Below are 26,927 nucleotides of genomic sequence, written 5' to 3' on the forward strand. Positions count from 1 at the left end.
AAGTGTCTGCCATTAAAACCAGTTAATATGGATACTTAGTATATCTATGTTAGTAGTAGTTATAAGCAGACACTTATAGTATCGTCTCATTTTTTAATAGACAACATATTAATATATAGATATCATTGGTTTATAATGACGAATTAAATAACAGAAACGGTAGCGCTGATTTGTTTAATCAATAACTACTAGGATAAGGTTGGAGTTGGAGTTATGGGGAATTGTTCAAATTGTTCAAAAGCTAATCAAATTTTTGATAAGGGTATAATAGTGGTGCAATCTATTGAGCCAATTATACATGCCTTTAAAGCTAGGTTAGCTTATCTAAAGAAAAGCTATGATGGAAATGAAATTCAAGTACGGTTTAAGTACTCAACAGTAGAGGACCTGCTATCCATTTTGCAAGAAATAGCTAAAAGTTTAAATCACGACACACAAAGTAAGTTGCTTTGTCAAATTCAATCTTTTTCATTTAAAGAAGATAATGTGACTATGCTTATTCCACTTGACCAATTGCTAGAGCGAATGAGTAATCAAGAGTATTTTAAGATTATTAATGAACAGGATTTCACAAGTTTTCTTCAACCTGTCGTATCTTTAGAAGATTTAACAATTTATGGTTATGAATTTTTGTTGCGTCCGAACAAGAACTCTATTGCTTTCAATCCAGGAGAATTATTTTCATATTCTAAGAGGGCTGGTTTGCAATCATTGCTTGATGGAAGGGCTAGAATATCTTCAATAAAGACAAGTTCCGAATTACTACCAAAGGGTATGAAAAGATTTATAAACTTCTTACCGTCATCAATCTATGACCCGCATCATTGTCTAAGGAGCACCTTTGCTGCCGTAGAAAAACACGACGTAGATCCTAATGACTTAATTTTTGAAGTTGTCGAAACAGAACAAATTAGTGATATTGCTCACCTGAAAAATATCTTTGCTGTATATAAAAAGCACGGGATGAGAGTAGCTTTAGATGATTTAGGGGCAGGGTATGCGACAGTTGAGGTGCTAAAGGAGTTACAACCTAATTTCGCGAAGATTGATCGCTCACTAATTGATCATTGTGACCATAGTAACGACAAACAAGAAAAGATTAAAAGCATTGTTGAAATTGCGAATGATTATAATATAACCCTCCTTGCTGAAGGAATTGAACGACTAGAGGAAGCACAATACTGTAAAACAATTGGAATTCCATTAGCTCAAGGCTATTATTTTTCACCACCACGGCAACAACCAATTATAGACTTAGAGCTACAGAGATTAAAAAGTTGGATGAGTATTAACTAAATGTCGCTGGATTTCCTTGAACCAGCCTCTTAAATCGTTAGAATTTTACAGCGAAGAGAAAAGGAAGACAGCGACTTTTGGTTTTCATTCAAAAGAGGCTGATCCAAAAGCAAAGTATCAGTTACCTCGCCTACTATAAATAGATTTTGTACAAGCATACACTTCTATCTATAGTATGACTTCGAGGTGCTCTGACACTTATGGGACAGCCTCTTACTTTTTAATGGTTAGCAGGATGAGGAGTTGGTGTTGGTTCAGCGTATTTTGAATATTCTTCGTCAATATAATTTCTAATTTCTACTAGCGATAAACCTTGTTCGTGTAGTTTTTGCACATCCAGTGCAATTTCGATACAAATGCCTCAGCCAGCGCCATGCGGATCATAAACGATGAGCTCGTCAGTACTTTCGGTATTAGAGATAAAGCAATCTTTAACGTCCATGTGATTAAAAGGGTCAACATAACAGTTGCAATAGCACGGAATATGTTCTAATATCCCATCCTCAGCATCAACAGCATACTCGTAAGCCGCCATTGCTCCAGGATATGTGGCATTCAAGACATAATCAGGAAAATTATATGGATTAGCATCTTCTGTAGCACTGTTACAGCCTACCAAAACTAGAAGGAGAAAAGTTGCTAAAATTAAAGGTTTGTATTTGAATATTTTATCCATCAAGTCCATCCTCTCTTCTATCAATATTTTATATTTTTTATTATACAATGAAAGTGGCATTGAAAATGTATTTTATCTCACAATTCACGATATCATCAAATCTGCTTAAAAAAGTGTGATAGTTTGTGAAAGTATGTAATTAAAGTCGATTAATGACGTGAATAAAGGATTTAAGCTATAAATAATGAATATATAATTAATGAATTTCATAATTCATTAATTTCGCTATTAAGTTCTAAATGTAGGTGCATAGAAACCATGCGCAACAACTTTTAATTCATATAGCTCGATTAAGGTAATGATGAAATTCACTCAATTGATTAAATATCTATTTTTAGGGGGGGTTTAATGAGTCAGCTAGAAATTTTACAATGGTTTACACAACTACAACATCCAATTTTAACTGAATTCGCACGAGTACTGACCTTTTTAGGAGATGAAGAATTTTATTTCTTAATTTTGCCACTTGTTTATTGGTGTTTTTCTAAAACAACTGGATTTCGACTATTTTATATTTTTATTTTATCGATGTATGTTAATTCATATTTGAAAATTTTATTTGCCGTTGAAAGACCAATAGGTGCAGATGGAGTGAATAATTTGTTTGTAGAATCTGCTAAAGTAGGTAGTCATTATCCATTCGACTCTTTTCCAAGCGGTCATGCGCAAGGTTCTACGACACTCTGGGGTTATCTTGCCATAAAAAGTCGATCTCCTCTAATTTTTAGTAGTGCAGCTGTCCTAATTTTACTTATATCTATTTCAAGATTATATTCAGGTCTACATTGGCCCACCGATATTATTGCTGGCATTAGTATCGGTTTAGCAATTATTATCGCTTCATTCTTTGTCGATAGATATTTATCGAGCTTAGGCAGTGGCATTCACTGGATTTTAGTCATTCTTACACCCATCATTTTATTACTTTTATTCCCAGAAGAAGAAGGCTTTAAGTTTTCGGGAATTTTATTAGGGGCAGGAATTGGTTATTTACTCGAAGGAAAATTAGTGAACATGAAAATTAGCAGTAGCCTTATTAGAAAAGTAGCTGCATTTACGATTGGGATTGTAGGTATGTTTGCTATCCAAGTAGGCTTGAAGGGAGTTTTTCCTGAGCAAAACATTTTCGATTTCATTCGTTACGGTTTCATTGGTGTATGGGGCTTACTTTTTGCACCAATGGTGTTTGTTAGTCTAAGAATATACGAGAAAAATAATAAAAAACATTTTCCAATTTTTAAGAGCTCATAAGACGTAGACAAACAAGCAGCATCGGCAAAGCGATGCTGCTTGTTTTTGAGTATTAACTAAATATACTATTATCACCCAATTCACATAACACATAAGGACATTAATGCAGCTTTGTAGAATATGTCGCTGGCTTTCCTTGAACGAGCCTCAAAATTCGTTAGAATTTTACAGCGAAGAGAAAGGGAAGACCAGCGACTTCCGATAAGGATGTTTTTGCTTTTCATATTAGAACGTAGGTGTAATGTAGGCCATATTGCCGGTAATTAGTAATAAACCAAGGATAATTAAGAGAATACCACTGATGATCGAGATGATGCGCATATGTTTTTTTAAAGAATTTAGGAATTGAAAACCTAGCGTACTCAAAATACCTATTAATAAAAATGGTAGGCCTAACCCTAAACCGTAGATGAAAAGTAGTCTACCACCTCTCCACATTGTATCTGATTCCGCTGCCATTAGTAAGATCGAGCTAAGCATTGGTCCGATACATGGTGTCCACCCAAAGCCAAAAGCTAACCCCATTAAGGCAACGCTCCAAAGGCTGTTCTTCTTCTTAAATAAGAAGTCTAAACGAAGTTCTTTATTTAAAAATTGCACCTTTAACAACCCTAATAAATGGAGTCCGAACAAAATAACGATAAATCCAAATAGTCTTGAGAAATTTTGTGAATAACTAATTGCAACGGAACCAATCGTTGAGGCGGTCATTCCTAATAAAATTAACGGAATAATTAAACCAATAATAAACATGCTAATTCGAACAAGAATTCGTGTCCGATGATGGCGATTATCATTTAGCTCAGTGATGGAAAGTCCGGTTATTACCGCTAAATAACTTGGAATTAAAGGTAAAATACACGCTGACGTAAACGACAAAATCCCTGCAGTAAAAGCGAGAATATAATCCATCGTTACTCTCCTCGAGTGTGGAACTTATTGAAAGCATCTTCGTAACGCTTTAAAAGTTCTTCTGCGTCTAAAATAATGAAGGGGTATGATCCTAAATTGTTTCCTTCTTCATCAAAGAAAACATACGTTGGAGAAACGCTTGCTCCATAGTGATTTGCAATACTGCGGTCTAAATCTAGGCCGTACAAATGGGTCGCTTTGTACTCATTTTCAAACTTATCTTGGATTTCTTTTCGTTTTCCATAAAAAATGATCGTAATCACTTCGTATTCATCTTGTTCTCTAGCAAACTGCTGAATAAAAGGCATTGAAAAACTACAGCATTCACAAGGTACGGCTACAAATTGTAGAATTGTCTTCTTTTTACCAATGTATTGATCTAGTAAAATTGGCTCCTCATCATTAAAGCGTTCAACTGTTATAATATCAGGATTTTCATTTACAGCAAAAAAACCATAGAGGGTATAACCAATGCCACCAATAATGAATAAAATTAGAATGATAGATATTTTGTTAACCATATACATACCTCCTATACCTCTGTAGGTTAAAATGATAAAATATTATTGCCGTTAAGACTTAACAACGATAGCATAATCATTATACATAATCAATCATACTAAAACGAGGGGGATACATTGGTGAAAAAGTTTAACTTATTTATGACATTTTTCATTATCGCTATGTTAGTAATTGGGTGTGCTAGCTCGAGTTCAAATTCCAAAAATGTAGAAGTCAAATTTTTAAATGAAGGACAAGTATTGTCTACAGAATCCTTCAATACTTATTCGGTCAAACTAGTTAATAATAAGGGGGATGCTATAGACGCTGAAAAAGTATATTTATATTTAAATATGAAAATGATGAATCATCCTATTGAAGGAACTATGAAAAGAGTTGATATTGGATTATACGAACTTGAACTGCCTTTGGCAATGGCTGGTGAATGGTATGCGAACGTAACAGTTACAGTTGAAGGAGAAACAATTGAATTTAGTGAATTCGCGATTATTGCTGAAGGGCCGAAACAAGTGGAGTGGATGAAAGGCTATCACGCTGATCAACAATAATGAAAGGGGAGATTTTGATGAGATTAGCTGAGAAAGTAGCGATTGTTACTGGGGGCGGTAGTGGCATTGGTAGAGAAACGGTGCTTAGATTTATAAGTGAGGGCGCAAAAGTGATGATCGCAGATGTAGATTATATTGCAGGGGAGGAAACTCTTGCAATTGTTGAGGCAAGAGGTGGTGACGCTTTATTTCAGCAGGTAGAAGTCTCTAGGCGGCAAAGTGTTGAAGACATGGTTAATACCGCAATCAATGTTTTTGGGAAAGTTGATATTTTAATTAATAACGCAGGTGCAACAAATGATAAAATGCTAGGGGCAATGACGACAAAAGATTGGTATAGTGTCGTTGATGTTAATTTGACAGGAGTCTTATTTTGTACACAAGCTGTATTACCACATATGATTGAACAAGGCGGTGGAAGAATTGTTAATGCATCTTCGATTGCAGGGGTATATGGGAATATTGGTCAAACAAATTACGCAGCTACAAAGGCCGGGGTAATCGGGATGACAAAAACTTGGGCTAAAGAATTAGGTAGAAACAATATAACTGTAAATGCAGTAGCACCAGGTGTTATTGAAACGAAGATGCTTAGTTCCTTACCAGAGAAAGTCGCTAAAAAAATGGCAGAAATGATACCTCTTCAACGATTGGGTAAGCCAGAGGATGTTGCAAATGCCTATCTTTTTTTAGCTTCAGACGAAGCAAGTTTTATTAACGGTTCTGTCCTCCACGTAGATGGTGGGATGGTTATATAATTCATACAATAAGACTCAGGTAATGTCTACCAATGGTATCTTGTTTAGAGTATTTCTCTTGCAAAGGCTACTCAACAATTTATTAAGGTTGTTTCATTATTGGGTCTTTCTATTTATTAAAAATATGTGAGAAAAATGTGACAAATCACATAGAATATTTCGAAAGAGTTGATAAAATAATAGGGTGTATGGTGATCAGATAAGTGTTTTTTCCTAATAGATGTAAACGCTTTATGTTTCGTAATGTAGAATACAACTTCGGTAAGGATATTCAAAATAGTAAAAAAATTTACCGTTTTAATGGAGGATTAATTTTGAATAATTTATTAACAGATGAATTTGCCCAACATATTTGCCAGATTGTTAGTGAGGAAACAGGATATCGGTTAATTTTCGTCAATAAAGAAGGTACGATTTTCGCGGCTTATGACCGTGAACGGATTGGTGATTATCATTCAGTAGGGAAGAAAGTCATGGATGGCGATATTGATGAAGGCGTTGTAACAAAAGAGGAAGCAGAAAAGCTAAAAGAGGAAATGGGGGAACGTGCGCCACGTCCTGGCATTAATCTACCTGTTATTTATAAAGGACTTCGTTTAGCAAATCTTGGTGTTGGTGGAGATCCTGATGCTATTCGTCCAATACTTGGATTAACGAGAAGAACCATTTCTCTTTATTTAGAGAATAAAGAAACGCTTGATTACATGACAACTACAATTGAATCTATTAATGGTAATTTAAAAGAGATGTTAGAAAAAACAGAGGAAGTTACTACAGGTGCAAAGGAAGTGGAAAGTTCTACGACGAAAACTCAAGCGACAACAGAGGCTTCAATTGAAAAGGTAGAAAGTATGGCAGAAGTTATATATATAATTAAACAAATCAGTAGTCAAAGTAAGATACTAGGATTAAATGCAGGGATCGAGGCTGCGAGAGCTGGACAAGCAGGCCTCGGATTTGCTGTCGTAGCCAAGGAAATTAGTAAACTCGCTACCCAGAGTGAGAGCTCGATTAGCCACGTTAGTGGCATTTTAACCGAAATTCAGGGGGTTTTCCGAACAATTCAGGAGCAAGTTGGGACGAATACTGCGATTATTCAAGAACAAACGAGCTCGCTGTTGGAAATGGAGCATTTAATTGGTGTCGTTGAAAAAGCGATGACTGACCTAATCTATTACACTACAAAGTAAATTTGGGTTCTAATTTTATCTTTTCTATCTAAACTTATATAGGAACGGTTTAAAATAATAAAAAAGCGTTGAAGTTTATAATTACATTACTAGGAGCTTCATGCGTTGTTTAGTTGGGGGGAAGAGATGAAAAAAGTTTTTTTTGGTGTGCTGATGATTTATTTGCTTTATGCGGTAGTTATATCGTCTTATTTATTTTTTGCCGATACACAACTGGCTCCTGAGTATATAGGAACAGAAGCTGATCCGAAAACGTTTATGAATGAGGAGCAACTTAATCTTTCAAAGGAATTTTCAAAATGGGGAAATGTCATTTATTTTATTTATGCGCCGCTTGAATGGATTATTTATATATTTATATTATGTTTTGGGTTTAGCCAACTTTTTGCTCGGTGGTCACAGCAAATAAGTAAGTACCGTTTTTTTCAGACGGCTTTATATGTTGTTTTGATGTCGACATTCTGCTATATCATTGTATTTCCAATAAGATATTTTTCTTTTTCTATAAGTAAACAGTATGGAGTTAATATTCAGTCTTTTAATAGTTGGATGAAGGATAACTTAATTGGTTTTTGGATTGAAGCGGTTATGTTAACAATTGTTGTGTACGTAATTATGTTATTAGTTTCTAATAGTCCGAAGAGATGGTGGCTATATACATGGTTTCTGTCGATACCATTTACGTTATTTTTAATGTTTATCCAACCTGTAGTTATTGATCCTCTTTACAATGATTTTTACCGTATTCAAGATAAGGATTTAGAACGTGAGATTTTACAATTAGCTCAACAGTCAAATATTCCTGCTGAGCATGTCTACGAAGTGAAAATGTCTGAGAAAACGAATGCACTTAATGCTTATGTTACAGGGATCGGTAGTAATTTAAGAATTGTATTATGGGATACGACTCTTGAACGGTTAAGTAAAGACGAAGTATTATTTGTAATGGCTCATGAGATGGGGCATTATGATTTGAAGCATTTAAAGCAGTTACTGCTTGGAACGATTGCGATGTCTTTTGTAGGGTTATTTATCACGAGTAAGCTCTATCAACTAACAATAAATAACTTCGGTCGACAATTACGTTTAAAGCGAGATGATCTAGCAGCATTGCCAATCATTTTTTTGATTTTATCTATGCTCAGTTTTGCGGTTAGCCCAATAACCAATGGCGTCTCAAGAGCTTATGAATATCAGTCAGACCGTTATGCGTTACAACTTACTAATGATGCTGATGCTGCGGTGAAAACTTTCCAAAAGCTGTCAGTTGAAGGCTTAGCTGATGTAAACCCACCTAAACTTGTAAAGCTATTTCGATACACTCACCCGCCGATAGTTGAAAGAATTACACATATCCGCGAATTAAGTGAAAAGCAAGATGAGTGAACTTACTTTAGAAAAGAAGAAAAAAGGTGCAAGTTCACGAGAGAGCTTGACACCTTTTTTCGTTCTTGTTCATCTTATTGGAGTTTTCCTGAACGAATAGTAAAGCAATTAAGATACTAAATATACCAATGTACTGCCACATAGTTAACAAATCACCAAACATAAAAACACCGATACAAGCAGCAACAATCGGTTCGATTGTTGCCGTTATAGACGCCCTACTTGTTTCAACTTTTTCTAATCCTTTTGTGTAAAGTAAGTATGCTAATACAGTTGGGAAAAATCCTAGACCAATTCCATTGCTCCAGAATGGGACGACTGTCAATAAACCTTCAACTTTCCAAAGGCCAGTTACTGGTAAAAGTGCTACGCTAGCAAAAATAAAGGTGTAGGTAGTGACGGTTTCCGAACTATATTTTGCTAGTGCGTATTTGCCAAAGATACTATATAAAGCATAACCAAGACCCGAACCCAAACCGACGGCAATCCCCAAAGGACTAATTTTTGTTTGAGCCAAAGGAAATAACCCGATAACGAGAACACAGCCACCCAAAGTTAAGCTTAGTGCAAATAATTTTCTTTTGGTAAGCAATTCTTTAAATAAAATTCTTGAAAAGATCGTTACATAAGCCGGTCCAGTATACAATAAAACAGCAGCGATAGAAAGAGACGTCTCTTGAATCGCAGTAAAAAAGCACCAATTAAAAAAAACGATGGAAAAAATTCCAGTCCCAACAAAATACTTATAATCGCCCCTTTTGATTTTTAATGCGGTAGGATTTCTAATTAATAGTATGACTAATAAAATGACCGCTGCAAATGTAACTCTAATTGCAACGACTTGTAATGGAGAAAAACCATATTCATATAAACCTTGCACGAAGATGCCTATTGTCCCCCATAATGCAGCCCCAACAACAATAAAAAGGTATGCTAACTTTTCCATTTTTCACCTCTTAGTGCTACTTTATCATAAAAACGAAAAAAACAGACCGAAATTGATCTGTTTTTAATAAGTGTTTTAAGCTAAAATCTGACTAATTTCTTTAAGAATAAATGGCCGACTCTGAAGTTCCTTAGGGTCGAAATATGTGATAAGTAACGAAGGTCGTTGGTTAATTTCTTTCGAAGCAAAGTAATGTTCGATATCAAAAGGAATTACTTCAACCATCGTGTGCTTAAATAAATCTTTAACTGTGAATTGCAACTCATCAAAATCTCCTGAAACCAACTGCCCATTTTCTGCAACAAATTCTAGTAACTTTGTTTGCTTTTCTTTTGTTAACGTAAAGTCCCACCACGTTTTTCGAGGTTTATGTTTATGATTTAGGAAAAAGTCGTAAATCATAAACCCTTTGATCGTATCGAGATTTGGAGTTGAACGAGTTTGTAAAAATTGTTCGAGACGAAGAAATAAATCTTCAAGCTGATGCCCGATCTTCGACCAACCTTGCTCGTCCCAAAAATCACCAAACTGTTGGAAAAAATCAAAAGCGGTTTCAAATTCGGTTTCGATTAAAAATTCAATGGTATTGTCCATGCGGTGATCATTCCAATATTTTTCTAAAATATCTTCAACACGTTTGATGCGAATGATCTCAGAGAACGATAGGATGTCATTTTTTAAGATTTCATACGGTGATTGGTCCATATATACATAGCCATACTCAGCTGCTTGACTACGTAGACCTGTACCACGTAGCATTTTCAAAAAGCCTAACTGTAGTTCTTCTGGACGCATCTCAAATACATCGTTAAACGTCTTTTTAAACGATTCATAATTTTCCTCTGGAAGTCCCGCAATTAAGTCAAGGTGCTGATCGATTTTACCGCCTTCTTTAATCATTCGTACTGTTCGGGAAAGTTTTTCAAAGTTTTGTTTGCGTTTAACAAGCTCATTTGTAGCATCATTTGTAGATTGAACACCGATTTCAAATCTAAAAACACCCGGAGGCGCATGAGTGTTAAGAAATTCTAACACTTCAGGGCGCATAATATCTGCGGTAATCTCAAATTGGAAAACACAGCCTTGATGGTTATCAATTAAAAATTGAAAAATTTCTAAAGCGTAATTACGTCTAATATTAAAGGTGCGGTCTATAAACTTAATTAATTTGGCACCATTCTCGATTAAGAAAAGTAAATCTGATTTCACTCTCTCAATGTCAAAATAACGGACACCAACTTCAACAGATGACAAACAAAACGAACAGCTAAATGGGCAACCACGGCTTGTTTCAAAATAAACGATCCTTTTATTTAAATTATCGATATCTTCTTGAAACCTATACGCTGTTGGAATCGTATTTAGTTTTATATTAGGTCTTGGTGGATTTACGATGATCTCCTCATCTTTACGATAGCTAGCTCCGAACACAAGATGATATTTCTGTGAGCCAGTAATCTCGTCTAACAAGTGTTTAAATGTTTCTTCACCTTCATTAAATACAATAAAATCAACTTCTGGGACTTGTTTCATCCAATGAGCGATATCGAAAGAAACTTCAGGACCACCTAAAACAATTTTTAGTTCTGGTTTTACTTTTTTAAGCATTTTAATTATTTCAATCGTTTTTTCGATGTTCCAAATGTAGCAACTAAAGCCGATTACATCAGCATTTTTATCATAAAGGTCGGTAACGATATTAAGAGATGGATCTTTAATCGTATACTCTCTAATTTCTACGTCGTATTCAGCCTCTGTGTACGCCTTTAAGAGCCGAAGGGAAAGGGCAGTATGAATAAATTTAGCGTTTAATGTTGTTAGTACGATTTTCAAAAATAATCCCTCAATTCATTTATTTTAGCACTATCGTATTTTAACATAAAAGTAATAATTATTTGTCTAATATCATCATATCCATGATTGGGAGGTGTTAACAAAAAAGGATTTACTAAAAATTGGTTGAATTAATAAAGTAAAGACAATCTGTAGGAGAGTATTGTTATGAAACAAATAAAATCATTTTTATTATTGTTAATGGTCTTGTTTCAAATTTTTGCCTTCATTTATTTTTTCATTAACATTGTAACTGCTATCTATTTAATTGCTTTTAATGTTTTATGTTTTATTTTATTAATGGTTATAGTAATCATGGAAAGAATTAAGGAAAAAAGAGAGGAAGATGACGATGATTATCGCAACTACTGAGAATGTTCCAGGGAAGAGTACTTTAGCTTATAAAGGATTTGTAAAGGGGAGTACGATTCAAGCAAAGCATATCGGAAGTGATTTTTTAGCAGGGTTGAAAAACATTGTTGGAGGCGAAATTAAAGAATACTCTGATATGATGGATAAAGCAAGAAAAATAGCGGTTAGCCGAATGGTAAAGGATGCAGAGGATATGGGGGCCAATGCAATCGTTGCTGTACGGCTACAAACATCAAGTGTCATGAACGGTGCTGCAGAAATTGTTGCTTATGGTACTGCAGTAATAGTTGAATAGTTGGTTTAATCTCCGGTGACATTAAACCAAATTTCTTGAAGATGTCGCTAGAATTCGTTGAACAAGCTGGTCAAATTCGTTAGGGTTTGAAAGTGATGGGAAGTGAATTCTAGCGACTTTATGTTTTTTTTGGGGGATTTCATTAAACCTCAAAATTTAAAAACTTCCCCATAATAATCAAATCTTCATACCTTCCATCATTTCTTTTCACCTGATTTATTTGCCGTCCTTCTTCAATAAACCCGAATGATTTATATAGCGTAATTGCGTTTTTATTTGACGCCAAAACTTCCAAGCAAAGCTTCTCAAGCATAGGGTTGTAGTCTGCCCACTGAATTAAAGTTGCTAGCAATGCTTTCCCAATTCCTTTTCCGCGCCAATTAATGTCTACAATCATTCCAACTGAGCCATGGTGTGCATATTTAAGTAAAGCCCCTCGTTGAAATGTTAGGATGCCGATAATATTGCGATTATGTTCAGCTACAATCATTACATTTCCCGGGTCGGCTTTGTATAGATGAATAAAATCTCGTTGTTGGTCTTCAGTAATGAAAAACTCTTCAGTTGAAGTAACAAGTGTGTCATTTTCTTTTATGACATCATAACTTAGTTGCAAAACAGCTCTAACATCTCTAGGTTCTGCTGAACGTAGTAAAATTCTAGTTCCATCTCGAGAAGTAAAATCGTATGGAATAATCATCCCCATTGTAACCACTCATTTCATAATAATCTATAGCATAATATGAAAATTAAATGGAGAGTGCTACTTAATAGAAAGTAGAAAGATTTGGGGATACGCCTATTTTGTGCGAATACCCTAAAAAAATCTTTGTTTTTATCACAGGACATTCCCCCAATTCATAAGATTGATAGTGTCAATGAAACACGTACCTAGGCTAAATTGAGGAAGGGGTAAACGAATGTCTTGCGGATGTAACAGTAATAAAATACCTTCAGGAATGTTGTCAGAGGAAATGGAAGTTGGGCAGACTGGAATGATGCCTCAGCATATGGGAATTCAGCAACCAGGAATGATGCCTCAACATATGGGAATGCAGCAACCGGGAATGATGCCCCAACATATGGGAATGCAGCAACCAGGAATGATGCCCCAACATATGGGAATGCAGCAACCGGGAATGTTGCCCCAACATATGGGAATGCAGCAACCAGGAATGATGCCTCAGCATATGGGAATGCAGCAACCGGGAATGATGCCCCAACATATGGGAATGCAGCAACCGGGAATGATGCCCCAACATATGGGAATGCAGCAACCAGGAATGATGCCTCAGCATATGGGAATGCAGCAACCGGGAATGTTACCCCAACATATGGGAATGCAGCAACCGGGAATGATGCCCCAACATATGGGAATGCAGCAACCAGAGATGGAGAGTGGTCAACCTGGAATGATTGAACCTCCACATATGGGAATTGGTCAATCAGGAACGATGCCTCAGCATATGGGACAGCAACAAAGTCTTGCGCATTTTGATGATGATTTAGAAGAGTTACAGATGAATTGGAATCCGAAGTACTAATTGAGTAATGTGAAAGAAACGTTATTGAAGTAACCGAAGAGACTTATCAACTAAATTAATAAAATGCAATAAAGAAAATAAGATAGGAGCTGTTCAAAAGCGTCCTATCTTATTTTTTTATTTGTTATTTGCTAGGGCATTTTCGAGTTCTTTTTCCATAATTAGTTCATTAGCAGATACGGCGGTTTCCAATTGCTTAGTTGGTTTTTGCCAGTGTTCTTCATGACCCGGAAGATCATCGAACCAGGCGGCATGTTTAGGACAGTCGAGTATCATAAATTTGCCATATTGATTGTCTCTAGATTGATGATACTTTAAATAAGCTTTACCATTTTCAATGGCTAGTATTTCAATTTTACCCGACGTATGACTCATTGATAAGCGGACACGCTTGCCTAGACCTGATGTCCGTGCTTTTGCCTTCTCAACTATATTGTAGGCTTCCTCTAGTGTTAACACGAAATCATTGTTACCTGCAACAGGACGATTTATAAAGAAGTAATAAGGAGTTACACCTGCCCAACTTAAGCGATCTAGGAGTTCAGCTAAAACATTAGGATCGTCATTTATTCCTTTTAACACAGGGGTTTGATTTACAACAATTGCACCAGCGTCATGGAGAGCTTTGAACCCTTTTCTTGCTTGTGGAGTAATTTCTCGTGGATGATTAATGTGGGCCATAACGTAAATTCGTTTTTCAGGTGTAGAATATTGACGAATGACTTGAAGAAGATGTTCATCTTCATAAATTCGCATTGGATTAAAAACAGGCATCTTAGAGCCTAAACGAATAATCTTAACATGTTCAATGGAGCGTAGTCGTTCGATAATTTGTTGTAACTTTTTTGTGGCTAGAATTAAAGAATCTCCACCTGTAAGTAAAACATTATTAATCTCTGGTGTTTTGGAAATATACTCGATACCTGGATTGACATCGCTCATTGCTTCTTTCACATCATTTCGAAATAACCGCTTTCTAAAACAATAACGACAATAAGCCCCACAAACTTCAGAGACAATTAGTAACGCAGTTGTTCCATACTTATGTTGACATCCAGCAACAACATAGTTTGTATCCTCATCTGACGCATCCCATCGTCCGTATTCGGCAAGTTCCCCTTCGTTTGGGATCACAAGTTTACGAATTGGATCGTTTGGATCATTCCAATCAATGAGACTTAAATAATAGTCATTAACTCGAAAAACATATTTTTCAGTAATTTTTTTTAACTTTTCTTTTTCAGCTTTTGGAATACCCTTAATTTTATCAATATCAGTGATATATTTAGGCATTGCCATTTGACCAACTCCTCTATGTGAAAATTTGTCCTAGTTAATTATAGCAAATAGAATCCAATTTAGGTTAAAAATGGGGTAATTAACTAGGTTTTATTATGCTTAAGGAAAAAAATCACTAAAAGTACAACGCCTAGTTTAGACATTTAAAGAGGCTGTTCTAAAAACAGCCTCTTTATAAAGGAATTGCTATTTAGTATTAAGCCTAGAATAAAGTTGGTTTAAAACAATGCATGAATCGAAGTCGATTCAGCATCATGAAGCCTCAGTCTTATTATCTACAAAGGACATCGTTTCCCATTTCTTTGACTTCCATCTTTTAAGCATTAATAAACCGCGAAGCCATTCATCAACAATAAAGGCAATCCAAACACCAATTAAACCTAAACCAAAAACAACACCAAGGAGATAAGATAAAGTAACAGCTATACCCCACATAGACATAATCCCTACATAAACAGGGAACTTAACATCTCCCGCAGCACGCAATGAATTAATCACGACAAGATTAAATGCCCTTCCTGGTTCAAGAATGATCGTTAATAAAATTAGAGTACTACCAAGGGTAATAATATCCGGATTATCAGTAAAAATACCAAGAAGTGGTTTACTAAATACATAAATAATAAGGGCCATACCTATTGAAACAAAAATGGCAATCTTTAAACTTTTTAAACAACGTTTATAAGCCTCGTGCAACTTTTCTGCACCTACGTATTGACCAATTAAAATTTGTGTTCCTTGTCCGATAGCTATCGAGAACAGCAAGATAAACATCATTAAATTTTGCGTATAGACCTTTGTTGTTAATGCAACAGTTCCCATAGAGACGATAAAGAAAGTAATCGCCACTTGTGAGGTGTTATACGATAAATGCTCTCCGGCAGATGGAATACCTATTTTTAATAACATTTTCATCTCTCGCTTTGGGAATTTTCTTAAAAACGAGATAGGCAAGTTGCCTTTAATGCGGTATCGTAAAATCGCAAACATGGCAATTAATCCAATAAAACGGCTCACCGTTGTTGAAATAGCAACCCCTGTTACGCCTAAGATCGGAAACCCAAATGGTCCAAAGATAAAGAAATAGTTCCCAATAACATTAATTAAATTCATACCTACCGTTACGTACATAGCATCTTTTGTAAATCCGTGGCTACGAACAATAGCGGCAACTGTCATAATTAATGCTTGTATAAACGCAAAGCCACCAACAATTCGCAAATATAGCAGAGAAGATTCCATTAATTCTGGGGGTAGATTCATTGCATTTAAAATTGCTGGAGCGAATATAAACAAAACAAGGCTCAACACTAAACCAAAGAACAAATTAGCAAGGATCGATACAACCGAAATTTTATTTGCTTCTTGTTTTTGTTTTGCACCAATATATTGTGCGATTAAGATACTAGTACCTGTAGCAATAAAACCGAACATTACAATAATGAGGTTTAAAAGTTGGTTAGCAACCCCTACAGAGGCTACCGCATTGTCATCGTATTGACTAAGCATTAGTGTATCGGCGTTCCCCATTAACATGTGCAAAAAGATCTCTATAAATATCGGCCAAGTTAACGCAAAGAGTGTTAACTTAACAGCTTTTTTTTCTTTTGAATTATTCAAAATGTTCTTCCTCCTTACAAAAAAATAATTAAAAATTTGGACAAAAGCGAAATATACAGTATTCTAATTGTAAAGGTTTTTATAGTGTATTAAAAGACATAATAACGATAAAAAATGGACTTTTACGACTTTTGAGGAGTGGGAAAATTTGAATACAATATCATTCGACGTACCCCCGTTTCCAACTTATATAACAGGCGCTGAGGATTGTTTTAAAGCAGGAAGGAAGCACATAAAACGAACGTTTTCTGTTTTTGATCTATTAATTGTAAAAACAGGAACCATTTTTATGTGTGAAGGTGGATTTAATTACAATGTCGAAAAAGGCAATTATTTAATTCTATCTCCAGGGCTAGAACATTATAGTTTTAAACCATGTGAGGTAGACACTGATTACTATTGGCTCCATTTTACACTTGAAAGACCTTATGAATTGAAAAGAGTCAATGAGATCTACTGGGGAATGATTGTAAAGCAAGAACGAACCTATACAGAACCAGCCAAACAGACGTTGCACATTCCAAAACACGGAAAATTTACAAACGAAGAATTTATATACCAAGAATTAGGGAGACTTCTTTCATTAAATGATACTAATACTCCCCTGGCTCGCTTGAAGGAGCAAATTATTTTTCAAGATTTGATCCTACAACTTCAATCGGATGCAATAAGTATTCCTACGAGTGCTGAACAGGTGGCAAAAAAAGCGATTACCTACATTCAACAACATTATCAACGAGAAACCCTAAAAATGGATCATATTTCTAAAGAACTACTTTTTCATCCCGACTATATTACCCGTTGCATGCAAAAGACCATTGGCATAACACCCATGCAATATGTTTCGTCATACCGACTCCAGGTAGCCAAGCAACTTCTTTCTACAACAAATGAAAAACTAGAATCGATTGCAAAACAGGTTGGTATTCACGACCGTACGTATTTTTCTAGGCTTTTCAAAAAGATAGAGGGGATAACTCCAATTGAATATAGAAGAGCAACAAACCGTAAAGGTAAATAATGGAATATATACGACAAAATATGATCTTTTTTTATGTTTTTCGAAAAACATATTGGAACTCCAACTCTTTTCTAGTAAAATAGTAATGAGGGGAAGCAAGCGTTTGCACTAGGTAATATTTAGGAGGAGAAAGAATGAAACAAAGACGAAGTCCGTTTAAAGTAATACATAAATTGTTCTTATTAGTCATTCTCTTAACATTTGTTATTGTTGGTTCTGGTGGATTTATCTATTTTTTTAATGCTAAAGTAAGTACACAATTTAATGAGTTAAAGAAAATTGACTCCGTCCAGGAAGAGTATAATCTGTATATTAACTTAATGAGCTCAATTGCGATTACCAATTACCAATTAATAACAACGGGCTATTCGAAAGCGAATGTGAACATTCTTAATGAAAGATTACTAGAAGCGAATGAACAGTTTGAAAAAATGTCTCCATATTTTAAAGAAGATGAAGAGTTAAATAATTATCTTATAAGGTTAGAGGAAGCTCTCGTTTCTTATAATGATATTGCCGAAACATACTTTTCGAAGATGTTTGTTGGTGAGGAAATAGAGAGAATTAAAAACAGAATAACCCCAATCGTCACAAGAAATGAACAAACGACTAAAATTGTAAATGAGCGAATGATCCCTTACTTTAATAAAGAAAAATTAGCTTCAGAGGAGCAACTATTTCAAGCTTTAGATCAAAGTAATGCGACATTATTTACTAGCCTTCTAATAACAATTGTATTTTCAATCTTATCAGTAATCCTATTTGGTAGAAATATCAGCAGTGGTGTCAACATGATTGTTCAAAGAATTGAAGCCTATAAAAATGGCGATTACTTATATCACCGTAAAACGAAGCGTCAAGATGAATTTTCATATATTGATCAAGGTTTAGTAGAATTAGGTACAAATATTCATAACACGATCGAAAAGAACGTTGAAATCGCAGACCAAGTATTGAATTCGACAAAAGAATTAATGGTCTACTCCCAAAGCAATGTAACAGCATCAACAAATATTAAAAATTTTATAAGCGATATTCATACACAGGTCACAGGACAAGTTGATCATACAAATTCGATTTCATCTGTAACCGAAGAAGTTTCCGCAAGTTCGGATGAAATTACTGTAGCGGCAGAAATCATCCAAACTAACATGGGGAAAATGAATCAAGATGCAAACGATGGCATGCAAATCGTTTCTAAGTTAAACGAATCAGTAAATGAAGTATCTGAAGAAATGGAAGCCCTTATTCCAATTGTGAATACGGTTGTCGATAGGCTAGACCATATTTCTAATTTTCTATCAGGCATTGATGAAATAACAAGTCAAACAAATTTATTAGCACTAAATGCCTCGATCGAAGCTGCTCGTGCTGGAGAAAAAGGAAAAGGTTTTGCTGTAGTTGCTAATGAAATTAGAAAGCTATCAACCCAAACAAATGAATTCTCGGAAAGAACGAAAAATGTCATTCAATTAATCCAGGAAGATACTAGTAATGTTGCTCAAAAGTTCCAAGCATTTCACCAGCTCTTTTCTGAAGCCGAAAAAGTGGCGAATTCTATTACAATCACCTTTAATGGTATTTCAACAGACTCTCAAAACTTGAATAAACAAAATGTTGAAATAACAAGTGCAATTGAAGGGATTTCTGGTGGAATAAATGAAGTAGCACACTCAATTTGTGAGCTTGCAGAAACGACGTCGACATTATCTAGTCAGACTGAATCTATTTTGCAAGATATCTCGATACAAGATGTAAATACAAATGAAATGGATGTTTTAGTTCAAAAACTCCAAGCGACTGCTAATGATTTAATGCTAACGATCGCATTATTGAAAAATCGGTGACAACAGTAAAGAAAAAATTAACTTAGTTAAGAAAAAATGCTTGTAATCTAAAATGGGCATAGTATAATAAAATTAAAGATAAGCAATGCAAGCGATTTCATAGGGTTTAACTAGCTTGCATTAATTTTTTGAAAGATTGCGCAACCGTTTGTCTTTATTGTTTGATGTAAAATGAAACGCCTTACATAATTGTCTTAGCATCAAAAAAGAAATACTTAATGCTCTAGTTTTAAATGATAAACCTCAAAAAAATGAGTATAGGAAAATTAATTTGTCACAAATTAATGCTATGCTACAAATTTTGTGGAGGTGGATCGTTTAGTAATGACAAATTAGTAAGCCGTTCATTTCACATACTTAAAATCCTTACAAAATTAAAGGGGGAAAAAGAAAATGTTTAAAAAATCAACATTACTTACGCTAGTTTTAATGTTAATGCTTACTTTAGCATTAGCAGCTTGTGGTGGTAAGGAAGAGACTAAAGAGCCTGCTCCAGAAACACCAGCAGCAGAAACACCGGCAACAGAAGAAGAACCAGCAACAGATGAGCCTGCTAAGCCTGACAGCTTAACAATGTGGGTAAATGACGAAGAAATGCAATTACAAGCATACAAAGACATTGCTGCTAAGTATGAAGAAGAAAGAGGGATTACAGTTAATATCACTCCTTTCTCTATGTTAGATCAAGTTGATGCTCTTTCTTTAGATGGTCCTGCTGGTCTTGGTCCAGATTTATTCTTCCATCCACATGACAGAATGGGATCGATCTTCTTGCAAGGTCTTGCAGCTGAGTTAGAAGTAACTGAAGAGCAATTAGCTGGATACCCAGAAGGAGCTGTTCAAGCACTTAGCTTTGAAGGAACTCAATATGGTATTCCTGCTGTAATCGAAACTTATGGATTATTTTACAACACTGATTTAATTCCAGAAGCTCCAGAAACAATGGATGACCTTCTTGCAATTGCAAAAGAATTAACAGATGCATCAAAAGATGAGTATGGTTTCTTAATGGAAGCAACAAACTTCTATTTCACATACCCATTCTTAGCTGGTCCTGGTGGTTACGTATTTGGTCGTGATGCTGAAGGTGGATATGACATCGAAGATATCGGCTTAGGTAATGCAGGTGCAGTTCAAGGTGGAGAATTAATTCAATCTTGGTTCACTGATGGCTTAATTCCTCAAGGAATCAGTGGTGACGTAATGAATGGTTTATTCCGTGATGGTAAAGTAGGAGCTGTTGTTACTGGTCCTTGGAGTATTCCTGACTATGTTGCTGACTTAGGTGACAAATTAAAGGTTACTACATTACCAAAAATTGATGGCAAAAACTTAAGCTCTTTCTCAGGAGTTAAAGGTTGGTTCGTATCTGAATACAGTGACCACAAATATTGGGCAACTGATTTAGCATTGTTTATCACAAACGCTACTAACGGCGAACATTACTTCAACGTTGCTGGTGAAATCCCTGCACGTACTGACGTAACAATTGATGATGAATTAAGAAATGGTATCTTAGCTCAAGCTGAATTTGCTGAGCCAATGCCAAACGTAGCAGAAATGTCCCAAGTTTGGACTCCAATGGGCGACGCACTACAATTCATTTCAGCTGGTGAAAATGTAGCTGAAGTATTAGAAGAAGCAGTAGAACAAATTAAAGAACAAATTGCACTAACTGCTGGTAACTAATTAATAATCATCAAGGGCGGGAAAGGGATACCTTTTTCGCCCAACTTATTCAAGCAGGAGGAAGCTGACATGTCGTCAAAAAACGCACAGCAAAATCAAACAAGTAAAAAGTCTAATAGTCATAATCCGACTTTAGCTACCCTGTTATCAATTGTACCTGGAATAGGTCAGCTATATAACCGAAGATACATTAAAGGTTCAATCCTTTTTATTCTCTTTGCTGCTTTCATAATTGCCTTTTATGACTTTGTAACACACGGTTATTGGGGATTGGTTACATTAGGGGAAACTCCCCGTATAGATGACTCAAGGGTTTTATTAAGTCGGGGTATTATTTCACTTATTTTGACTGTCTTTGCTTTAACGTTCTATGTTGGAAACATCATTGATGCACGTAAGGACGCAAAGAGAATACAAGAAGGTTGGACGATCCCATCAATGAGAGAGGCGTTCCGTGATGCTTGGGATAGATCATTCCCTTATTTACTTATTACACCAGGTCTTTTCTTATTAATTTTCGTCGTAATTTTCCCATTACTTTACATGGTGTTTATTGCTTTTACAAACTACAGTTTATATAATGCACCACCTAAAAACTTATTAAGTTGGGTTGGCTTTGATAACTTTAAAGCTCTAGTAACATTGGATCTTTGGCGTAAAACGTTCTTTACTGTTCTTTCATGGACAGTCATTTGGACAGCCGTTGCGACAACGTTGCAAATTGGCTTAGCAATGTTTTTAGCAGTATTAGTAAACGATCCACGAGTAAAGTTTAAACGACTTATTCGTACAGTTTTAATTTTACCTTGGGCAGTACCTGCTTTCGTTACCATTATTATTTTTACAGCTTTGTTTAATGATAATTTCGGAGCAATTAATAGAGAAATCATTATTCCATTGTTTGGTACAGCTATTCCTTGGTTAACAGATCCGTTCTGGACGAAAACTGCACTAATCGCAATTCAAACTTGGTTAGGTTTCCCATTCGTCTTTGCTTTGTTTACTGGAGTACTACAAAGTATCTCTTCTGATTGGTATGAAGCAGCTGACATTGATGGCGCAAACCGTTGGCAGAAGTTTAGCAACATTACGTTTCCACACTTAATGTTCGCTACAGCACCACTTTTAATCATGCAGTATGCTGGTAACTTTAATAACTTTAATATTATCTACTTATTCAATCAGGGTGGACCGGCAGTACGTGGTCAAAACGCCGGTGGAACAGATATTTTAATTTCCTGGGTTTACAAATTAACATTCGAGACAAGCAACTTTAATATGGCTGCTGCGATCTCAATTATCCTAGGTTTAATTGTTGCAACATTTGCCTTCTTCCAATTCAGAAAAACAAAGTCCTTTAAAGAGGAGGGTAATTACTAATGGCTATGACAAAAAAGACAAAAAATATTGTTGAATTAACTGCGATATACGCAATAATCGCGGTAATGTTTGTGGTTATATTTTATCCACTGCTATGGGCGTTTGGTCTTTCTTTAAACCCTGGAACGAGCCTTTATGGAGCAAAGATGATCCCAGATAATTGGTCGTTTGTGCATTATGAATGGTTGTTCTTTGATCCGAGAAGTAACTATGTCACTTGGTACAAGAATACACTTATTGTTGCCTTTACTACATCAATTGCATCGACGTTTTTCGTATCTCTTGTTGCATATGCATTTTCAAGGTACCGCTTTACAGGGCGTAAAAACGGTTTATACACGTTTTTATTACTGCAAATGTTCCCTGGTTTAATGGCGATGGTTGCTTTATACATCATCCTAAATATTGTTGGTTTACTTGACAATCTACTAGGTTTAATCCTAATTTACGTAGGTGGTTCAATTCCAATGAATGCTTTCTTAGTTAAAGGTTATTTTGATACGATCCCAAGGGAGCTTGATGAGAGTGCAAAAATTGATGGAGCGGGGCATTTTAGGATCTTTTTCCAAATCATGCTACCACTAGCAAAACCGATTTTAGCAGTTGTTGCGCTCTTTAATTTTATGGGACCATTTATGGACTTTATTCTTCCAAGAATTATCTTAAGAAGTCCGGATAAATTTACCCTTGCATTAGGATTGTTCAATTTCGTAAATGATCAATTCGCTAATAACTTTACAAGGTTCGCCGCTGGAGCAATGCTAGTTGCAATTCCAATTGCGCTTATTTTCTTAGCGTTACAACGATATTTAGTTTCTGGCTTAACCTCTGGTGCAACAAAAGGATAATCATTCCATTCGTGGACTAAAAGGTACGGCTAAGGAGGCTTGCAAGTTTTCCTTAATCCGTATCTTTTTCTATTCTTATCAAAAACTAGGAGAAATATCTTTACTGTTTTAGGAGGAAAAAGGATGCAAGATACGAGCTTTGCGATACATCCAGGTACGAAAAAGCAACTAGTAGGTGAAAATCTTAAGGATATAGGTGCAGTAACGTCATACAAAGTTAATGAAGGTATGGTAAATTTTAAAACTGAAAATGGCTATGTAAGAATATTATTTCATAGCAATCGAACCGTTCGAGTTACAATGAATCCGAAACATGAACCGACCTTAACAACAAGTTTTGCAGTGGTCGAAGAACGTTTGAGAGTCACGCCGATAGTTAGCGATAATGAGAATGTCGTTCAAATCAAAACAACAGAATTAATTGTCAATGTGATGAAAACGCCATTTCGGCTCACGGTAACTGACAGCAGTGGTAAAACAATTATTCAAGAAATTAATAAAGGGTTGGCATTTAATGAGAATGGTGAAGTCATTTGTTTTAAAAAGATGGAGGACAACGATCATTTCTATGGATTTGGTGAAAAAACGGGTTTTCTTGATAAACGTGGTGAAAAGATGGAAATGTGGAATACAGACGTTTATGCACCACATAATCCAGAGACAGACGCTCTTTATCAATCAATTCCTTTTTTTATCACACTAAGAGATGGTCATGCTCATGGTGTTTTCTTTGATAATACTGGGAAAAGTCATTTTGATCTAAAGTCAGAAAGTAATACGTACTCATTTAAAGCTGAAAGTGGGCAAATGGATTATTATGTGTTTACTGGTCCTACAATGAAAGATGTGTTAGGACAATACACACAATTGACTGGAACGATGCCAATTCCGCCTAAATGGGCTTTAGGTTACCATCAATCGCGCTATAGTTATGAAACAGATGAAGAAGTTAGGCAGTTAGTAAATGATTTTCTAAAGAAGGAAATACCAGTTGATGCGATTTATTTGGATATTCATTATATGGATGGCTATCGTGTATTCACATTTGATCGAGACCGCTTTCCCGATCCGAAAGGTTTAATTGAAGACTTAAAAAAAGTTGGAATGAAAATTGTACCCATTGTCGATCCTGGGGTAAAAGAGGATCCTGAATACGATATTTATCAAGAAGGTGTTCGTGAAAGTCACTTTTGTAAATATGTTGAAGGAAATATATACTTTGGCGACGTTTGGCCTGGCAATAGCGCTTTCCCTGACTTTACAAGTACAAAAGCACGAAAATGGTGGGGTGAAAAGCATAAATATTATACCGATTTAGGAATTGAAGGTATATGGAACGATATGAATGAGCCAGCTATTTTTAATGACACAAAAACGATGGATGTAAAAGTTATGCACGAAAATGATGGTGACCCTAAAACACATCGGCAGCTTCATAACGTATATGGTTTCTTAATGGGTGAAGCAACTTATGAAGGAATGAAAAAGCAGTTAAATGGAAAGCGAACATTCTTACTAACGCGAGCTGGTTATGCTGGTGTACAGAGATATGCTTCAGTTTGGACAGGGGACAATCGTAGCTTTTGGGAGCATTTGCAATTGGCATTGCCAATGTGTATGAATTTGGGAATGTCAGGGGTTGCTTTTTGTGGACCTGACGTCGGTGGTTTTGCACATGATAGTTCTGGAGAATTGCTAGTTCGTTGGACTCAATTTGGAACATTCACTCCATATTTCCGAAATCATAGTGCGATTAATACCGTTCGTCAAGAACCATGGTCCTTTGGCGAAAATGTTGAGAAATTAACAAAGAAATATATTGAACAGCGCTATGTTTGGATGCCACATTTATATACGTTATTCCGAGAAGCGAATCAAACAGGTGTACCGGTCATGAGACCACTCGTTTTAGAGTATCCTACTGATGAAAATACAGTTAATCTCTCTGATCAATTTATGATTGGCGATAATGTGCTTGTTGCTCCAATCATGACACCAACGACGAGTCACCGTGTTGTTTATTTTCCAGAAGGTCGTTGGATTAATTACTGGACAGAAGAAGTTCTAGTTGGAAATAAGCATCATCTAGTTGAAGCACCACTAGACATTTTACCAATTTTTATTAAAGAAGGATCGATCATACCCCATGGCACTGTTAAACAATCGACAGCTATTCCAGAGACTGAGCTAACCTATCACATATATCTTGGGGAAAAGAACGCTGCTTCTTATCGATTATATGAAGATGATGGAACTACTTTTGGCTATGAAAACGGAGCGACATTTGAACAGGAAATTACGTGTGAGAGAGAAAATAACTTAATTTCGATTTCTTTAAAGGAATCAAATGGTAGTTATGATCCGACTTGGATAAAGGAGACTTTCGTCTTACACCATTGCGAAGACGATTTAGATATCATTATAAATGGTGAGGAAGTTGATCATTCACAAAAGAATTACAATAAATTGAAAAAAAGTTTAACATTTACCATTGATAGATAAAAAAATACATTGTTAAGCATCGTAATAATAGCTAAACTAAAAATAGATAAAAAAGTTGCAAGAAATGAGGAGTAACTATGGCGGTAACAATTAAGGATGTTGCAAAGCTAGCAAATGTTGCGCCTTCCACAGTATCTCGAGTAATTGCTAATAGCCCTAGAATTAGTCAAAAAACAAAAGATAAAGTACGGGAGGCAATGGAAAAACTAGGCTATCATCCTAATTTTAATGCGAGAAGTTTAGCAAATAAAAGTACAAATACAATTGGAATAGTCATGCCTAGTTCCGCAAATAAAGCGTTTCAAAACCCGTTTTTCCCTGAGGTCATGAGGGGAATTAGTACAAAAGCGCATCAAGAAGGCTTTGGTTTGTATTTATCGACCGGACAAACCGAAGATGAAATTTTCGAAGAAGTTGTTCATATGGTCCAAGGTGGAAGAGTTGACGGGATCATCTTGTTATATTCAAGAATTAATGACCGAATCATGCCCTATCTTCAACAACAAAATTTCCCTTTCGTCCTTATTGGGCGTCCATATGGTGATTATCAAGGAATAACCTATGTAAATAATGATAATTATAAAGCAGCAAAAACAGTAACGGAGTATTTACTTTTACTTGGTCACCATCATATTGCTTTTATCGGTGGGGAACTAGATTTCGTTGTAACAGTTGACCATAAAAAGGGCTATGAACAAGCCCTACAAAATGCAAACCTTCCACTGAACGATGAGTATGTTGTTTTTCAACAAGAGTTACAGGAAGGTGGTCAGGATGCGATCATTCAGCTAATGAGTTTAACGCAACCACCTACTGCACTCGTTGTTTCCGATGATATTATGACGTTTGGTGTGATGAGAATGTTAAGTGAAATGGGCATTAGAGTTCCTGATGATATTTCAATTGTGAGCTTTAACAATGTCCTCATCTCTGAGCTTTCATCGCCACCAATGTCTACTGTGGATATTAATATATTTGGTTTAGGCTTTGAAGCAACAAACTTAGTCATTGAAAAAATTAAACAGCCTTCTTTAGAACCTAAAAATGTTATTATTCCACATAAATTAGTAAAGCGACAAACGTGTAAAAAGGTTGTTTTTCAAAACAGTTAGGAAAAAGGATGACAGTAACTTGTCATCTTTTTCATTTTTCATTAACAAACGCAACTAATATTAGCCAAAATTGTAAAAAT

The 26,927-nt window shown here is 35.6% G+C and carries 24 protein-coding genes; 16 read left to right on the forward strand and 8 right to left on the reverse strand.

Features of this window, described 5'->3' with window-relative positions; genetic code table 11:
- Positions 1-213 precede the first annotated feature (213 nt).
- Entirely contained in the window at positions 214-1,296 is a 1,083-nt protein-coding gene (locus ACK4M9_RS13070) for an EAL domain-containing protein (protein WP_409851221.1), read from the forward strand.
- A gap of 220 nt (positions 1,297-1,516) precedes the next feature.
- On the opposite strand, the gene ACK4M9_RS13075 is transcribed toward ACK4M9_RS13070, so the two are convergent.
- Positions 1,517-1,972, reverse strand: a complete 456-nt coding sequence (locus ACK4M9_RS13075; RefSeq protein WP_409851224.1) for a PCYCGC motif-containing (lipo)protein — start codon at positions 1,970-1,972, stop codon at positions 1,517-1,519.
- A 348-nt stretch (positions 1,973-2,320) separates the two neighbouring features.
- Between ACK4M9_RS13075 and ACK4M9_RS13080 the strand changes: the two genes are divergently transcribed.
- Positions 2,321-3,223, forward strand: a complete 903-nt coding sequence (locus ACK4M9_RS13080; protein WP_409851227.1) for a phosphatase PAP2 family protein — start codon at positions 2,321-2,323, stop codon at positions 3,221-3,223.
- A gap of 225 nt (positions 3,224-3,448) precedes the next feature.
- Here the strand turns inward: ACK4M9_RS13080 and ACK4M9_RS13085 are convergent, their stop codons facing one another.
- Complete coding sequence (locus ACK4M9_RS13085; protein ID WP_409851229.1) at positions 3,449-4,135, reverse strand: cytochrome c biogenesis CcdA family protein; 687 nt, start codon at positions 4,133-4,135, stop codon at positions 3,449-3,451.
- A gap of 2 nt (positions 4,136-4,137) precedes the next feature.
- Entirely contained in the window at positions 4,138-4,656 is a 519-nt protein-coding gene (locus ACK4M9_RS13090) for a TlpA family protein disulfide reductase (RefSeq protein WP_409851232.1), read from the reverse strand.
- A gap of 120 nt (positions 4,657-4,776) precedes the next feature.
- Between ACK4M9_RS13090 and ACK4M9_RS13095 the strand changes: the two genes are divergently transcribed.
- The 4 genes from ACK4M9_RS13095 to ACK4M9_RS13110 all read left to right on the forward strand — a co-directional run bounded on the left by ACK4M9_RS13095 (position 4,777) and on the right by ACK4M9_RS13110 (position 8,539).
- A complete protein-coding gene (locus ACK4M9_RS13095) occupies positions 4,777-5,205 on the forward strand; it encodes a hypothetical protein (RefSeq protein ID WP_409851234.1) in 429 nt (142 codons plus the stop codon).
- 17 nt (positions 5,206-5,222) lie between these two features.
- Complete coding sequence (locus ACK4M9_RS13100; protein WP_409851237.1) at positions 5,223-5,963, forward strand: beta-ketoacyl-ACP reductase; 741 nt, start codon at positions 5,223-5,225, stop codon at positions 5,961-5,963.
- 314 nt (positions 5,964-6,277) lie between these two features.
- The gene (locus ACK4M9_RS13105) at positions 6,278-7,153 is read left to right on the forward strand and encodes a sugar diacid recognition domain-containing protein (RefSeq protein WP_409851240.1); all 876 of its coding nucleotides are present in this window, start codon (positions 6,278-6,280) and stop codon (positions 7,151-7,153) included.
- 126 nt (positions 7,154-7,279) lie between these two features.
- Positions 7,280-8,539, forward strand: coding sequence for a M48 family metallopeptidase (locus ACK4M9_RS13110; RefSeq protein ID WP_409851242.1), 1,260 nt, complete (start codon positions 7,280-7,282; stop codon positions 8,537-8,539).
- Between the two features lie 34 nt (positions 8,540-8,573).
- On the opposite strand, the gene ACK4M9_RS13115 is transcribed toward ACK4M9_RS13110, so the two are convergent.
- Both ACK4M9_RS13115 and ACK4M9_RS13120 read right to left on the reverse strand, forming a co-directional pair.
- A complete protein-coding gene (locus tag ACK4M9_RS13115; RefSeq protein WP_409851245.1) occupies positions 8,574-9,485 on the reverse strand; it encodes a DMT family transporter in 912 nt (303 codons plus the stop codon).
- 75 nt (positions 9,486-9,560) lie between these two features.
- Positions 9,561-11,318 (reverse strand): B12-binding domain-containing radical SAM protein, encoded by a 1,758-nt coding sequence (locus ACK4M9_RS13120; RefSeq protein ID WP_409851248.1) that lies wholly within the window; start codon positions 11,316-11,318, stop codon positions 9,561-9,563.
- A gap of 168 nt (positions 11,319-11,486) precedes the next feature.
- Between ACK4M9_RS13120 and ACK4M9_RS13125 the strand changes: the two genes are divergently transcribed.
- Positions 11,487-11,690: a hypothetical protein gene (locus ACK4M9_RS13125; RefSeq protein ID WP_409851251.1), complete on the forward strand. Its 204-nt coding sequence runs from the start codon at positions 11,487-11,489 to the stop codon at positions 11,688-11,690.
- Positions 11,671-11,985 carry a YbjQ family protein gene (locus tag ACK4M9_RS13130; RefSeq protein ID WP_409851253.1) on the forward strand — a complete coding sequence of 105 codons (315 nt, stop codon included), beginning with the start codon at positions 11,671-11,673 and terminating at the stop codon, positions 11,983-11,985. Before ACK4M9_RS13125 ends, ACK4M9_RS13130 begins: the two co-directional genes overlap by 20 nt.
- 142 nt (positions 11,986-12,127) lie before the next feature.
- On the opposite strand, the gene ACK4M9_RS13135 is transcribed toward ACK4M9_RS13130, so the two are convergent.
- Positions 12,128-12,691 carry a GNAT family N-acetyltransferase gene (locus ACK4M9_RS13135; RefSeq protein ID WP_409851255.1) on the reverse strand — a complete coding sequence of 188 codons (564 nt, stop codon included), beginning with the start codon at positions 12,689-12,691 and terminating at the stop codon, positions 12,128-12,130.
- Between the two features lie 214 nt (positions 12,692-12,905).
- On the opposite strand from ACK4M9_RS13135, the gene ACK4M9_RS13140 reads away from it, so the two are divergent.
- Complete coding sequence (locus ACK4M9_RS13140) at positions 12,906-13,529, forward strand: polyadenylate binding domain-containing protein (RefSeq protein ID WP_409851258.1); 624 nt, start codon at positions 12,906-12,908, stop codon at positions 13,527-13,529.
- A 117-nt stretch (positions 13,530-13,646) separates the two neighbouring features.
- On the opposite strand, the gene ACK4M9_RS13145 is transcribed toward ACK4M9_RS13140, so the two are convergent.
- Positions 13,647-14,828, reverse strand: coding sequence for a KamA family radical SAM protein (locus tag ACK4M9_RS13145; protein ID WP_409851260.1), 1,182 nt, complete (start codon positions 14,826-14,828; stop codon positions 13,647-13,649).
- A 252-nt stretch (positions 14,829-15,080) separates the two neighbouring features.
- Positions 15,081-16,448, reverse strand: a complete 1,368-nt coding sequence (locus ACK4M9_RS13150; RefSeq protein WP_409851263.1) for an MATE family efflux transporter — start codon at positions 16,446-16,448, stop codon at positions 15,081-15,083.
- A gap of 148 nt (positions 16,449-16,596) precedes the next feature.
- Here ACK4M9_RS13150 and ACK4M9_RS13155 point away from each other — a divergent pair, with 148 nt between their 5' ends.
- The 7 genes from ACK4M9_RS13155 to ACK4M9_RS13185 all read left to right on the forward strand — a co-directional run bounded on the left by ACK4M9_RS13155 (position 16,597) and on the right by ACK4M9_RS13185 (position 26,847).
- Positions 16,597-17,469 (forward strand): helix-turn-helix domain-containing protein, encoded by an 873-nt coding sequence (locus ACK4M9_RS13155; RefSeq protein WP_409851265.1) that lies wholly within the window; start codon positions 16,597-16,599, stop codon positions 17,467-17,469.
- 134 nt (positions 17,470-17,603) lie between these two features.
- Positions 17,604-19,316: a methyl-accepting chemotaxis protein gene (locus tag ACK4M9_RS13160; protein ID WP_409851268.1), complete on the forward strand. Its 1,713-nt coding sequence runs from the start codon at positions 17,604-17,606 to the stop codon at positions 19,314-19,316.
- 393 nt (positions 19,317-19,709) lie between these two features.
- The gene (locus ACK4M9_RS13165; protein ID WP_409851270.1) at positions 19,710-21,005 is read left to right on the forward strand and encodes an extracellular solute-binding protein; all 1,296 of its coding nucleotides are present in this window, start codon (positions 19,710-19,712) and stop codon (positions 21,003-21,005) included.
- Positions 21,006-21,074: 69 nt separating this feature from the next.
- Positions 21,075-22,385: a sugar ABC transporter permease gene (locus ACK4M9_RS13170; protein ID WP_409851272.1), complete on the forward strand. Its 1,311-nt coding sequence runs from the start codon at positions 21,075-21,077 to the stop codon at positions 22,383-22,385.
- Between the two features lie 5 nt (positions 22,386-22,390).
- Positions 22,391-23,233, forward strand: coding sequence for a sugar ABC transporter permease (locus ACK4M9_RS13175; RefSeq protein ID WP_409851463.1), 843 nt, complete (start codon positions 22,391-22,393; stop codon positions 23,231-23,233).
- A 123-nt stretch (positions 23,234-23,356) separates the two neighbouring features.
- Complete coding sequence (locus ACK4M9_RS13180) at positions 23,357-25,735, forward strand: glycoside hydrolase family 31 protein (RefSeq protein ID WP_409851274.1); 2,379 nt, start codon at positions 23,357-23,359, stop codon at positions 25,733-25,735.
- Positions 25,736-25,812: 77 nt separating this feature from the next.
- On the forward strand, positions 25,813-26,847 hold the full coding sequence (locus ACK4M9_RS13185; RefSeq protein ID WP_409851277.1) for a LacI family DNA-binding transcriptional regulator: 1,035 nt from the start codon (positions 25,813-25,815) through the stop codon (positions 26,845-26,847).
- The last annotated feature ends 80 nt before the right edge of the window (positions 26,848-26,927 follow it).

Origin of the sequence: Anaerobacillus sp., from assembly GCF_046314235.1 — a bacterium.
Lineage (GTDB): Bacteria > Bacillota > Bacilli > Bacillales > Anaerobacillaceae > Anaerobacillus.